Annotated in this window: 14 protein-coding genes and 1 riboswitch; of the genes, 5 read left to right on the forward strand and 9 right to left on the reverse strand. The window is 62.0% G+C overall.

What is annotated here, in order from left to right; translation table 11 throughout:
- Positions 1–73 precede the first annotated feature (73 nt).
- A riboswitch (cobalamin riboswitch) is annotated at positions 74–297 on the reverse strand.
- Between the two features lie 148 nt (positions 298–445).
- Positions 446–1024 (forward strand): hypothetical protein, encoded by a 579-nt coding sequence (locus tag EXN22_RS20890; protein WP_130265848.1) that lies wholly within the window; start codon positions 446–448, stop codon positions 1022–1024.
- An 11-nt stretch (positions 1025–1035) separates the two neighbouring features.
- Here EXN22_RS20890 and EXN22_RS20895 read toward each other — a convergent pair whose 3' ends face one another.
- The 7 genes from EXN22_RS20895 to EXN22_RS20925 form a co-directional block, all read right to left on the reverse strand.
- On the reverse strand, positions 1036–1683 hold the full coding sequence (locus EXN22_RS20895; protein WP_130265849.1) for an O-methyltransferase: 648 nt from the start codon (positions 1681–1683) through the stop codon (positions 1036–1038).
- A gap of 17 nt (positions 1684–1700) precedes the next feature.
- Positions 1701–2234: a C40 family peptidase gene (locus tag EXN22_RS20900; protein WP_130265850.1), complete on the reverse strand. Its 534-nt coding sequence runs from the start codon at positions 2232–2234 to the stop codon at positions 1701–1703.
- A 134-nt stretch (positions 2235–2368) separates the two neighbouring features.
- Complete coding sequence (locus EXN22_RS20905; RefSeq protein WP_130265851.1) at positions 2369–3004, reverse strand: C40 family peptidase; 636 nt, start codon at positions 3002–3004, stop codon at positions 2369–2371.
- A 115-nt stretch (positions 3005–3119) separates the two neighbouring features.
- Positions 3120–3824, reverse strand: a complete 705-nt coding sequence (gene hda, locus EXN22_RS20910; RefSeq protein ID WP_010220358.1) for a DnaA regulatory inactivator Hda — start codon at positions 3822–3824, stop codon at positions 3120–3122.
- Positions 3825–3964: 140 nt separating this feature from the next.
- Positions 3965–4447, reverse strand: coding sequence for a hypothetical protein (locus tag EXN22_RS20915; RefSeq protein WP_130265852.1), 483 nt, complete (start codon positions 4445–4447; stop codon positions 3965–3967).
- A gap of 16 nt (positions 4448–4463) precedes the next feature.
- Complete coding sequence (locus EXN22_RS20920) at positions 4464–5537, reverse strand: AI-2E family transporter (protein ID WP_130265853.1); 1074 nt, start codon at positions 5535–5537, stop codon at positions 4464–4466.
- A 25-nt stretch (positions 5538–5562) separates the two neighbouring features.
- A complete protein-coding gene (locus EXN22_RS20925) occupies positions 5563–6612 on the reverse strand; it encodes a DUF2066 domain-containing protein (RefSeq protein WP_130265854.1) in 1050 nt (349 codons plus the stop codon).
- 342 nt (positions 6613–6954) lie between these two features.
- Here EXN22_RS20925 and purM point away from each other — a divergent pair, with 342 nt between their 5' ends.
- The 4 genes from purM (at position 6955) to EXN22_RS20945 (ending at position 9789) form a co-directional block, all read left to right on the forward strand.
- On the forward strand, positions 6955–8013 hold the full coding sequence (purM, locus tag EXN22_RS20930) for a phosphoribosylformylglycinamidine cyclo-ligase (RefSeq protein ID WP_130265855.1): 1059 nt from the start codon (positions 6955–6957) through the stop codon (positions 8011–8013).
- Positions 8013–8666 (forward strand): phosphoribosylglycinamide formyltransferase, encoded by a 654-nt coding sequence (gene purN, locus EXN22_RS20935; RefSeq protein WP_130265856.1) that lies wholly within the window; start codon positions 8013–8015, stop codon positions 8664–8666. Before purM ends, purN begins: the two co-directional genes overlap by 1 nt.
- Positions 8667–8674: 8 nt before the next feature.
- Positions 8675–9385, forward strand: a complete 711-nt coding sequence (locus EXN22_RS20940; protein WP_130265857.1) for a DUF3108 domain-containing protein — start codon at positions 8675–8677, stop codon at positions 9383–9385.
- 221 nt (positions 9386–9606) lie between these two features.
- Positions 9607–9789, forward strand: a complete 183-nt coding sequence (locus EXN22_RS20945) for a hypothetical protein (protein WP_130265858.1) — start codon at positions 9607–9609, stop codon at positions 9787–9789.
- Positions 9790–9835: 46 nt separating this feature from the next.
- On the opposite strand, the gene EXN22_RS20950 is transcribed toward EXN22_RS20945, so the two are convergent.
- Both EXN22_RS20950 and mazG read right to left on the reverse strand, forming a co-directional pair.
- Positions 9836–10375 (reverse strand): DUF2058 domain-containing protein, encoded by a 540-nt coding sequence (locus EXN22_RS20950; protein ID WP_130265859.1) that lies wholly within the window; start codon positions 10373–10375, stop codon positions 9836–9838.
- A gap of 23 nt (positions 10376–10398) precedes the next feature.
- Entirely contained in the window at positions 10399–11229 is an 831-nt protein-coding gene (mazG, locus tag EXN22_RS20955; protein WP_130265860.1) for a nucleoside triphosphate pyrophosphohydrolase, read from the reverse strand.
- Between the last annotated feature and the right edge of the window lie 38 nt (positions 11230–11267).

The raw sequence follows: 11267 nt of genomic DNA on the forward strand, positions 1-11267 counted from the left end.
GAATGGATATGGCAGACGGAAAACGCGCAGGGCTGCGGCACAGGCCGGAGGAACCGCGCATCACCCTCCGTGATGCCGTTGACTGTTACAGGCCGGTCTCCGGGCTTGTGAGCGGGGTCATGAACACCCGGGGCCGCGCGCCTTCCCGGGGTTACGACCCCAGTGGCCCTGCGCAGCCTTGACTCACTTACCGTTGCGGGGGCAGCGCCGGATTCGCGCGCCCTGCGCGCCCACCGGCTTCCCTGTTTCACCCTGCCAGGCCACAGCCTGCAGAGCACCTGAAACAAGTCGCGAAGGTTAGAGGGTTGCACCCGGAGCGTCAATGAAAGGCGCTGAACTGGCCTGGATCAATGGCGCCTTTGTCATCTTGTGCAACACTGACTTCAGTGATATCAAATAGCCACAATCTCGGCTGTACTCGATCACAACTACAAGGGAGAGCAGCATGCAAGGCCTGATCATCAATAACCCGCGCCTGGAATTCCTGCGCCCTGCCCTGGAACGCTGGGTCGATTGCATCGACCGCTTCAACCAGACCCTCGGCGATGGCGAGGCGCCCTACTGGCACGGCGCCCAGGCTAACCTCGGCCTACTTTGCGCCGCAGCCTGGCAAGCTGAGCTGGTGACCCTGCAACAGCATCAAAGCCGCAAGCAGCGCGAGGACGGTGACCGTGAAGGCCGCTGCGACCTGTACATTGCCAGCCGTGAAGAAGCCGCCTACCTGCAAGCCAGCCAGCGCTGGCCGAAAATAGCCAAGCTCGACCTCAACAACGCCCTGGCCGAGACTGTATATGCCGCCCGGCAGATCGCCGCGCCGAGCCAGCTCAAGGTTGCCGCGCTGTTCGCCAGCCCCTGGAAAGCCGGCCAGCACGCCAGCCCCGAAGAGCTCCAGGACTTGGTCGACGACCTGCAAAAACACAACGCCTGCGCCATTGCCTGGTACTTCCCCTACGCCTACCGCAAGCTGCACAACGAAGCCGGCCAGTATCACCCCGGCATCGCCCTGCTGCTCAAGCAGGCCTGAAACGGGCGAGATCAGCGCTTACGGCACAGGGTCAAACCATCTCCAATCGGCAACATCGACAAGTCCACCCGCAGGTCATCCTTGAGCTTATGGTTCAATGCCTGAATCGCGCGGGTGTCTTCGCTGTCCGGCTGTTTCTCCAGCACCCGCCCGCTCCATAAGGTGTTGTCGAACAGCACCAGCCCACCATGACGCAGCAAGCGCAGCGCTTCTTCCAGGTAGTGCGGGTAGTTGGCCTTGTCGGCATCGATGAAGATCAGGTCGTAGCGCTCTGCCGGCAGGGTCGCCAAAGTCTGTAACGCCGGCGCCAGGCGCAGCTCGACACGCTCGGCAACCCCGGCCTCTTGCCAGTAGCGCCAGGCCACGGCGTTGTAGCTACCTTCAAGATCACAACAGAGCAACTGCCCGTGCTCCATGGCCTGAGCCATGCACAGAGCGCTGTAGCCGGTGAAGGTACCCACCTCGATCACCCGTTGCGCACCGATCAGGCGCACCAGCAGCGCCAGCAGTTGCCCCTGCTCCGGCGCCACCTGCCAGCGCGCTTCGGGCAGCGTCTGGGTTTCAGCGCGCAAACGGGCGAGCAAGGGTGTCTCGCGCAGCGACACGCTTTGCAGGTAGTGGTAGAGCGAATCGTCGAGGTAGAGCGTCTGAGCGGTCATCGTCTACCTCGAAAGGTTCAGGGGTTGCGCGCCAGGTGCGCAGGCTGCAGCACGCGCTTGGCGTTCAGGTAGGTTTTTTGCCAGTAGCTGTTGGACAGGTAGTCCAGGCGCACCGTTCCGCCGGTGGCTGGAGCATGGACGAAGCGCCCTTCTCCGACATAGATGCCGGCATGGCTGACCTGGGAGCCGCCGTTGGTGGCAAAGAACACCAGGTCACCGGACTGCAGGTCGTTGCGCTCGATGCTCGGGGCGCGGATGCCGATCATTTCACGGGTCGAGCGCGGCAGCGAGATGCCAGCGGCATCGCGGTACACATAGCCAATCAGGCCACTGCAATCGAAACCCGAGTCCGGGGTGTTGCCGCCCCAGCGGTACGGCGTGCCAACCAGGCCCAGGGCGCGAAACAGCACGTCTTCGGCAACCGGGGAGAAATACACTTGCGGGGCCATGATCGCCGGCTCAACCACTTTACGCGGGGCCGGGGCATGACTTGAGCAGGCACCGAGCAGTGCCGCGAGGGAAAGTACAGCGAGGCGCGCCATCATCGCCATGGTCAGAACATCCTGTCTGAAGCCGCTCCGGCTTAGAGCCGAAAATAGTTGAGAATTTAGATTAGACGCTTTCTGTAAACACGCACGGCGACGAGCTTTTCAGCTACGTCGCCGTGATCGAACCTGTCGCAGGATCAGTTGCGCGAGAGGGTAGTCGCAGCCGGAGCCATGGCCAGTGCACGCTTGGCTTCGATGAAGGTCTTGCTCCAGTAGCGATCACCGAGCTTGTCGATGCGCACACCACCGCTGCGGCGGCTGCTGGAGTGGATGAACTGGTCGTCACCCAGGTAGATCCCGGCATGACTGACGCGGCCACGACCATTGGTGCTAAAAAACAGCAGGTCACCAGGCTTGAGGTTGTTGCGAGCAACCAGCGGTGCCTTGACGTTGATCATTTCGCGGGTCGAGCGCGGCAGATTGAGGCCGGCTTCTTCGCGGAACAGGTAGCCGATGAAGCCGCTGCAATCAAAGCCGGTGTTCTCGGAGGTACCACCGAAACGGTAACGGGTACCGATCAGCGACATGCCGCGCTCGAGAATGTTGTCGGCCAGGGCTGGCAGCTGGTAAGGCTTGCTGCTGGCGAAATCTTGCAACTCTGCTTCGGCAGCCAGTTCTTCCTCGAACGTCGCCTGGACGGAGGATTTGGTCAAGGCTTGCGCGGAAACCTGTTGCGGTTGAACCTGCTGCTGCGATACGGGACCGGTGGTCGCGCAGCCAAATAGCAGGGTCACGAGTGCGAGGGGCACGAGGGGTGCGAAGCGATTTAGCATGGGCACGACCGTGTCTGGAATTTAAAGAAGCCGAGACTATGCCTTCTATCGCATCGATTTGCAAATTCAATCGAAAATAATGTGACTTTTATGTGTCGAGGCTCTAGCCCCTGCCTTACCAGCCCAAAGTCTCTTTCAAAAACGGGATGGTGAGCTTGCGCTGAGCCTGCAAGGAAGCCTGGTCGAGGCGTTCGAGCAGGTCGAACAGTGCACTCATGCTGCGGGTACCGCGGGTGAGAATGAAGTGCCCGACCTCGTCGGTCAGGTGCAGGCCACGGCGCGAAGCACGCAATTGCAGGGCGCGCAGCTTGTCTTCGTCAGACAGCGCGCGCATCTGGAAGATCAGCGCCAGGGTCAGCCGCGACTTGAGGTCAGCGAGCTTGATCGGCAACTCCCGGGGCGAGCTGGAGGCCGCGAGCAACAGGCGTCGACCGCTGTCACGCAAACGGTTGAAGAGGTGGAACATGGCCTCCTCCCACTCCGGCTTGCCGGCAATCACATGCAGGTCGTCGAGGCAGACCAGTTCGTACTGTTCAAGGTTATCGAGCAGTTCGACACCGCGGTCGAGCAGTTGCGCCAGGGGCAGGTACACCGCCGGCTCACCCAGTTGCTCAAAGCGCAGGCAAGCAGCTTGCAGCAGGTGGGTACGGCCCACGCCTTGCTTGCCCCACAGGTAGATCAGGCTTTCGGTCCAGCCGGCGTCGGCTTCGCAGAGTCGCTCGACGTAGCCCAAAGCGGCGGCGTTGGCACCCGGGTAGTAGTTGATGAAGGTGGCGTCATCACGCAGACGCACACCCAGGGGCAACTGGATCGGTTTCATGCTGGCTGGGCAGTCCCGAAGAACCGCAAGGGGCCTTTTTTGAAAAGTCTGCAAAGTTTATACCCGTGACGCCGACCGCACAATGCGTTAGCAAAATCAAAGGCTTGCACGGCTTGCGCAGCACGCGGGATGGACATGGGTCAATCCTCCAGCAGTTCCTCTGCACTCAGGCGAAACAGCTCCAAGGGTTGTATCGTAGCGCCCTCGACCGAGCCCAGCTCCTCCAGCGCCTTGTTGACAGCGTCCATTTCGGCACTGCGCCCGGCAACCCGCTCAAAGGTGCTGCGCGGCACGGCAGCGCTCCAGCCATGCTCGAAGGTTTCGTAAGCCAGGGTCAGCGCCGCAGTGAAATAATGCTGGCCGGCCACGGGCACTTTCACCGCTTTGTCGTCCTCATCATAGGCGACGAAGTGGTTGGGCAACGAAACGATCCCCAGGCGTTTGAGCACCACCCAGGAGAACGCCGACGGCACGAACATCGTGAGCTTCTCGGCATCCAGCCGCGAGTAGCCCTGCTGTTGCAGGGCCGCCGCCACGTCGTCCTCGTCGAGATCATCGGCCAGCAGCGGCAATGCGTCCATCACGCCTGCCAATGCGCAGGCGTGGTCCGTTTCATGCTCCATCACGCAGGGTGTCCTTTTACAAATCCGGGTCTATTTCGCCAGCATACATGTCCGACTCTTTATACAGGTCATGAATGTGCCGCAGCAGCACCATGATCACCGCCGCCACCGGCAAGGCCAGCAACACCCCGGTAAAGCCGAACATTTCGCCGCCGGCGAGGATGGCGAAAATAACCGCCACCGGGTGCAGGCCAATGCGGTCACCCACCAGCAACGGCGTCAGCACCATACCCTCAAGGGCCTGACCGATCATGAACACTGCGGCAATGCCAAGCAGCGGGTACGGATCACCACCAAACTGGAACAACCCGGCGATCATCGCCGCGCCGATGCCAATAATGAAGCCCATGTACGGCACGATCGCCGCCAGGCCCGCCAGCAGGCCGATCAACAAGCCCAGCTCCAGCCCCACCAGCATCAGCCCCGAGGCATAGATGATGCCCAATGCCAGCATCACCAGCAGTTGGCCGCGAACGAAAGCACCGAGCACTTCGTGACACTCGCCGGCCAACGCCACCACCCGCTCCTCGCGCTGACGCGGCAGCAGGCTGCGGATCTTGGCCATCATCAGGTCCCAGTCGCGCAACAGGTAGAAGCTCACCACCGGGATCAGCACCAGGTTGGCCAACCAGCCGATCAGGGCCAGGCCCGAGGCGGTGGCCTGGGACAGGATCACCCCGACGATATCGCTGGTCTGGCCCATGTGCTCGCTGATGGCGGACTTGATCTTGTCGAACTTCCAGAAACCATCGGCCAGCCCAAGGCGCGCTTGCACCCAGGGCAGGGCCTGATGCTGCAGCCAGTCGAGCATCTGCGGCGCCAGCTCGTAGAGACGCACCAGTTGCCTGGCCAGCATCGGCACCAGCACCAAGAGCAGCAAGGTCAGTAACAGGGTGAACAAGGCAAACACCACCACCACGCCCCAGGTGCGCGACAAGCCGGCACGCTCCAGGCGGTCAACCAGCGGGTCGGCCAGGTAGGCCAGCAGGATGCCGACCAGAAACGGTGAAAGAATCGGGTGCAGCCAATAGAGCAAGGCGGCGCACAGCAACCCTCCGCCCAGCCATACCCAGCGACGTGTATCGGTCATGAACGGCTCCCGGCCAGGTCAGGGTTTACCAACGAAAACGCAGCCCGTTGAATGGTTGCGGGGCTGCGGCCTGGGTTGCCCCGGGGTTGGCCGGATCGGCTGCAACAGGTGCTGCAGGCGCTTCGGCGGGCAGCTCCTGAAGCTTGGCCAAGCCTAGTTGCGCACGCAGTTGATCGCTGTTGCCAGTGACCTGATAGGTCAGGATATCGCCCTGCACCTCCTTGAGCCGCGCACCATAGGGTTCGAGGACCCGACCCAGCTCGGCATAACGCTCCAGGGTCATGCCCTGGACCTGCACCTGCATCTCGCTGCTGGCACCGGGACGGGCGACGAAACGCGGCGCCAGGCGATTGCTGACCGCCAGCATCACCGCATCGGCCAGGGCAGCCTGATCGGCACCTTCGGCACTGCCCTGCTCGCGCTGGTCGCCCAGCCACAGGCGCCACTTGCCCTGCCATTTGCCGTCGGCTTCACTGGCGTGCACCGCCAGCAAGGCGTCAGCGCCATAGCGCTCGGAGGCCTCCCGCAGTGGCGCCGGATCGCTGCCTTCGAGGTTCTTGCCAGTAGCCACCAGTTGCTCCTGCAAATCGGCCAGTGGCAAGCGCAGCGGCAGGCCACGGTGTTGGGCGGCGCGACGCAACGGCTCGGCGCTGCCCTGGCCATCGCCGACCAGGTTCGAGCCTTCGAGGCTGTCGTTCAACCACCAGCCAAGGATCGATGGCCGGTTGTTGCCCCACAGCGCCAGGCCCGCCTGACGCAAAGCACGCTCGGTGCTACCCGGATCGAAGTCGACCAGTACGGTTTCTGGCGGGCCGGCTTCGAAGCCGAACTGGCTGATGATCTGTTGCGGGTCTTTACGCAGTGCAGCCAGGCCCGGGCTTTGTGCGGCCTTGGCATCGCCGGTCAGGCGCAAAACCAGGGTTTCAAGGGCTTTTTCGGTGGCCTGGGTACGGGCTTCAGCGCCCTGGCCGTTAACCGGCTCGCGCACCTGATACAGGCCGGAGAGGGTTTCAGCCTGGGCCGAGAGACCGAACAGGGCCAGACAGCCGGCGGCCAGGTAGTTACGCAAACGCATGAAGGATTCCTGTCCTGGTAATGAAGAAGCGAAGGCAGCTAACGGACGCAGCTCAGACCGCAGCACCCGGTAAAACATTCACCTGCGGCAGTAAATTCTGCCCATCGCCTTTGCTATACCTTATACAGCCTGCGCCGTGGCAACCAGTCGCACACTGTTAAAGCGTATTTTTCGCAAGATTAAGGCTCTGCCCGTCGGCCTGAGGATGGCCGCTACCGGGCAACCCTGATAAAATCGCGCGCCTTCGCAGACCGGCGACGGTCGGGCAGCCGGATTATCTCCGCCTTGCCTGGCAGGTCACGGTCGATTCCCCTGAATCCCTCCCCCCTAAAGGCCTGGATCATGAGCAAGCAACCCTCCCTGAGCTACAAGGACGCCGGTGTAGACATCGACGCCGGTGAAGCATTGGTCGAACGCATCAAAGGCGTTGCCAAGCGCACGGCGCGCCCGGAAGTCATGGGCGGCCTGGGCGGTTTCGGCGCCCTCTGCGAGATCCCGGCCGGCTACAAACAGCCGGTTCTGGTCTCCGGCACCGATGGCGTCGGCACCAAGCTGCGCCTGGCGCTGAACCTGAACAAGCACGACAGCATCGGCCAGGACCTGGTCGCCATGTGCGTAAACGATCTGGTGGTCTGCGGTGCCGAGCCGCTGTTCTTCCTCGACTACTATGCCACCGGCAAACTCAATGTCGACATCGCCGCCACCGTGGTCACCGGTATCGGTGCCGGCTGCGAACTGGCCGGTTGCTCCCTGGTCGGCGGCGAAACCGCTGAAATGCCAGGCATGTACGAAGGCGAAGACTACGACCTGGCCGGTTTCTGTGTCGGTGTGGTGGAAAAAGCCGACATCATCGACGGCTCCAAGGTTGCGACCGGCGACGCGCTGATCGCCCTGCCATCCTCCGGCCCGCACTCCAACGGCTACTCGCTGATCCGCAAGATCATCGAAGTCGCCGGCGCCGACATCGAAAACATCCAGCTCGACGGCAAGCCGCTGACCGAGCTGCTGATGGCCCCGACCCGCATCTACGTCAAGTCGTTGCTCAAGCTGATCAAGGACACCGGCGCGGTCAAGGCCATGGCCCACATCACCGGCGGCGGTCTGCTCGACAACATCCCGCGCGTCCTGCCAAAAGGCGCCCAGGCCGTGGTCGATGTCGCCAGCTGGCAGCGTCCAGCGGTATTCGACTGGCTGCAACAGCAAGGCAATGTCGACGAACACGAAATGCACCGCGTGCTGAACTGCGGCGTCGGCATGGTCATCTGCGTTGCCCAGGATCAGGTCGAAAATGCCCTGAGCGTCCTGCGTGAAGCCGGCGAGCAGCCTTGGGTCATCGGCCAGATCGGCGTTGCTGCCGAAGGCGCTGCCCAGGTCGAGCTGAAGAACGTCAAGGCACACTGATGCCGAGCAAGACCTGTGATGTCGTGGTGCTGTTGTCTGGCACCGGCAGCAACCTGCAAGCATTGATCGACAGCTTCCGCACCGGCGACAGCCCGGTGCGGATCCGCGCAGTCATCTCCAACCGCGCCGATGCCTATGGCCTGCAGCGCGCCAAAGATGCCGGTATCGCCACCGCCGTGCTCGACCACAAGGCCTTCGACGGCCGCGAGGCATTCGACACGGCGCTGGTCGAGCTGATCGACAGCTACCAGCCGCAACTGGTGGTACTGGCCGGCTTCATGCGCATCCTCAGTGCCGGCTTCGTGCGCCACTACCAGGGCCGCCTGCTGAATATCCACCCTTCCCTGCTGCCCAAGTACAAAGGCCTGCACACCCATCAACGGGCACTGGAAGCCGGCGATGCCGAGCATGGCTGCAGCGTGCACTTCGTCACCGAGGAACTCGATGGCGGGCCGCTGGTCGTACAGGCAGTAATACCGGTAGAGTTGGATGACACGCCAGAACGTCTGGCACAGCGGGTTCACAGCCAGGAACACCTGATCTATCCGCTGGCGGTGCGCTGGTTTGCCGAGGGCCGTTTGCGCCTGGGCGAGCACGGTGCTCTACTGGATGGCCAGCCCCTGGCGGCCAGCGGCCACTTGATTCGACCCTAGGAGAAATTATGCGTCGCGCCCTGCTCTTCGCTCTTGCCGTGCTCGCGTTGCCGCTGCAGGCAGCCGATCTGAAGCCTTTCTCGGCCAGCTACACCGCCGACTGGAAGCAGCTGCCCATGAGCGGCACTGCCGAGCGCAGCCTGGAAAAGAACGCCAACGGTACCTGGAACCTCAATTTCAAGGCGTCGATGATGATCGCCAGCCTGATTGAGCAAAGTACCCTGCGCCTGGACAAGGACACCCTGCTGCCGCAGACCTACCACTTCGAACGTGGCGGCCTGGGCAAGGCCAAGAAAGTCGACCTGGATTTCGACTGGAACAGCAAGAAGATCACTGGCAGCGACCGCGGTGACGCAGTCAACCTGCCGCTCAACCGCGGCGTGCTGGACAAGTCCACCTATCAACTGGCCCTGCAGCACGACGTGGCAGCGGGCAAGAAGAGCGTGAGCTACCAGGTGGTCGATGGAGACGAGATCGATACCTACGACTTCCGCGTCCTGGGAAGCGAAAAAGTCACCACCAAGACCGGCCAGGTCGATGCCATCAAGGTCGAGCGCGTGCGCGACCCGAGTCAGAGCAAGCGCATCACCGAGCTGTGGTTCGCCAAGGACTGGGACTACCTGCTGGTGCAACTGCGCCAGGTCGAGACCGACGGCAAGGAGTACGTGATCGTGCTGCAGGATGGCACGGTCGATGGCAAGGCGGTCAAGGGCAACTGATCGCCCTGCTTGCTGGCAGTACCTGGAACCCCGCCTTGTGCGGGGTTTCTTTTTATACCCAGGTAGGAGCGAGCTGTCTGTCCCATCGCATCGCGGGGCAAGCCCGCTCCTACAGACATGAAAGATGTTTCATGCGCCAGTCATTTACTTAGCCTGCTAACAAATTCTATAAAAGAGACCTGCGACACGGTGCCGCAGTTAACTGAAAGTGGAGTTTGCAGATGACTGTCAAAGTAACTGAGCGCGACGAAAGCAAAATGTCTCACGAAGGCCTGGCTGCAGGCCTGCGCATCTGGGACGTGCATCAGCAGGATCAGTTGGTCGGCATGTTCCACAACGAGCATGAAGCCCACAGCTACCGTATCGAGCTGGAATACCTCGAAAACAGACAGCAACAGCCATAGCATCCTCCAGCAAAAACAAACCCCGCAGAAGCGGGGTTTGTCGTCATTACCACATCAGATCGTCAGGGATCACGTAGGCCGCGTACGGATCGTCGGCATCCGGCGCTTCAACCTGGGTGTTGAGCAGCACGATACGCTGCGGGTCGCGCTCCTGGATCTTCACGGCAGCCTCACGGGGAATCACTTCGTAACCGCCGCCATGAGCGACGATGGCCAGCGAACCGCTGCTCAGCTTGCTGCGCATCAGGGCATTGACCGACAGGCGCTTGACCTTCTTGTCGTCAACGAAGTTGTAGTAGTCCTCGGTGGTCAGCTTGGGCAGGCGCGAGACCTCGATCAATTGCTTGACCTGGGCGGCGCGGGCCTTCTGCTCAGCCTTCTCCTGCTGCTGGCGGTTGAGTTCCTGGTCGCGCTTGGCTTTCTCGGCCATGGCTTCCTTGGCCAGCCGCTGCTGGGTATCGTCGACTTCGACCTGGCCTTTGTGCTCCAGGCGCTTTTGTTTCTTCTGATCTTTACTGACCTGCTTGACCTGTTTCTGGTTGACCAGACCGGCCTTGAGCAATTGGTCGCGAAGGGAAAGGCTCATCGTTCACTCACTTATGCAACAGCTCAGCCGCAGCTGGGCAGGTTCTTTTCCTGACGTTTGGCTTCGCCCCAGAGCGCATCCATGTCTTCGAGGGTGCAATCTTCAATCGGACGGCCTATGTCGCGCAATGCCTGTTCGATAAAACGGAAACGTCGCTCAAACTTTTTGTTGGCCCCGCGCAGGGCGTTTTCCGGGTCGACCTTCAAGTGCCGGGCCAGGTTGACTGCCGCGAACAGCAGGTCGCCAAGCTCGTCGGCCAGGGCCACGCTGTCGTCGTCGGCCATGGCCTGGAGCACTTCATCGAGCTCTTCACGCACCTTGTCCAGCACCGGCAAGGCGTCGGGCCAGTCGAAGCCGACCCGGGCCGCGCGCTTTTGCAGTTTGGCTGCACGCGACAGGGCCGGCAATGCGGCCGGCACATCATCGAGCAGCGACAACTGTTCAGGCTCACCCTTCTCGGCGCGCTCCTGGGCCTTGATTTCTTCCCAGCGCTGCTTGACCTGGGTTTCGTCGAGCTTGGGCGTATCCAGTGCAGCGTACAGCTCGCCGGCAGGAAACACATGGGGGTGACGGCGGATCAGCTTGCGGGTGATGCTGTCGACCACGCCATCGAACTCGAACCGGCCTTCTTCACGCGCCAACTGGCTGTAGTAGACCACCTGGAACAGCAGGTCACCGAGTTCACCCTGCAAGTGCTCGAAGTCGCTGCGCTCGATGGCGTCGGCCACTTCGTAGGCTTCTTCGAGGGTGTAGGGGACGATGGTCGCGTAGGTCTGCTTGAGGTCCCACGGGCAGCCGTGCTGCGGGTCGCGCAGGCGGGCCATGAGGTGGAGCAGGTCGTCTAGGGTATACATGTCGGGTTCCTTATCGCGGGGCAAGCCCGCTCCCACAG

This window comes from Pseudomonas tructae (assembly GCF_004214895.1).
GTDB classification, from domain to species: domain Bacteria; phylum Pseudomonadota; class Gammaproteobacteria; order Pseudomonadales; family Pseudomonadaceae; genus Aquipseudomonas; species Aquipseudomonas tructae.

Coding starts and splice junctions, on each gene's coding strand:
- hda (WP_010220358.1), bottom strand. CDS start 3,824: ATGAAACCGATCCAGTTGCCCCTGGGTGTGCGTCTGCGTGATGACGCC.
- EXN22_RS20900 (WP_130265850.1), bottom strand. CDS start 2,234: ATGGCGATGATGGCGCGCCTCGCTGTACTTTCCCTCGCGGCACTGCTC.
- mazG (WP_130265860.1), bottom strand. CDS start 11,229: ATGTATACCCTAGACGACCTGCTCCACCTCATGGCCCGCCTGCGCGAC.
- EXN22_RS20945 (WP_130265858.1), top strand. CDS start 9,607: ATGACTGTCAAAGTAACTGAGCGCGACGAAAGCAAAATGTCTCACGAA.
- EXN22_RS20905 (WP_130265851.1), bottom strand. CDS start 3,004: ATGCTAAATCGCTTCGCACCCCTCGTGCCCCTCGCACTCGTGACCCTG.
- EXN22_RS20950 (WP_130265859.1), bottom strand. CDS start 10,375: ATGAGCCTTTCCCTTCGCGACCAATTGCTCAAGGCCGGTCTGGTCAAC.
- EXN22_RS20895 (WP_130265849.1), bottom strand. CDS start 1,683: ATGACCGCTCAGACGCTCTACCTCGACGATTCGCTCTACCACTACCTG.
- purM (WP_130265855.1), top strand. CDS start 6,955: ATGAGCAAGCAACCCTCCCTGAGCTACAAGGACGCCGGTGTAGACATC.
- EXN22_RS20940 (WP_130265857.1), top strand. CDS start 8,675: ATGCGTCGCGCCCTGCTCTTCGCTCTTGCCGTGCTCGCGTTGCCGCTG.
- EXN22_RS20890 (WP_130265848.1), top strand. CDS start 446: ATGCAAGGCCTGATCATCAATAACCCGCGCCTGGAATTCCTGCGCCCT.
- EXN22_RS20920 (WP_130265853.1), bottom strand. CDS start 5,537: ATGACCGATACACGTCGCTGGGTATGGCTGGGCGGAGGGTTGCTGTGC.
- EXN22_RS20915 (WP_130265852.1), bottom strand. CDS start 4,447: ATGGAGCATGAAACGGACCACGCCTGCGCATTGGCAGGCGTGATGGAC.
- EXN22_RS20925 (WP_130265854.1), bottom strand. CDS start 6,612: ATGCGTTTGCGTAACTACCTGGCCGCCGGCTGTCTGGCCCTGTTCGGT.
- purN (WP_130265856.1), top strand. CDS start 8,013: ATGCCGAGCAAGACCTGTGATGTCGTGGTGCTGTTGTCTGGCACCGGC.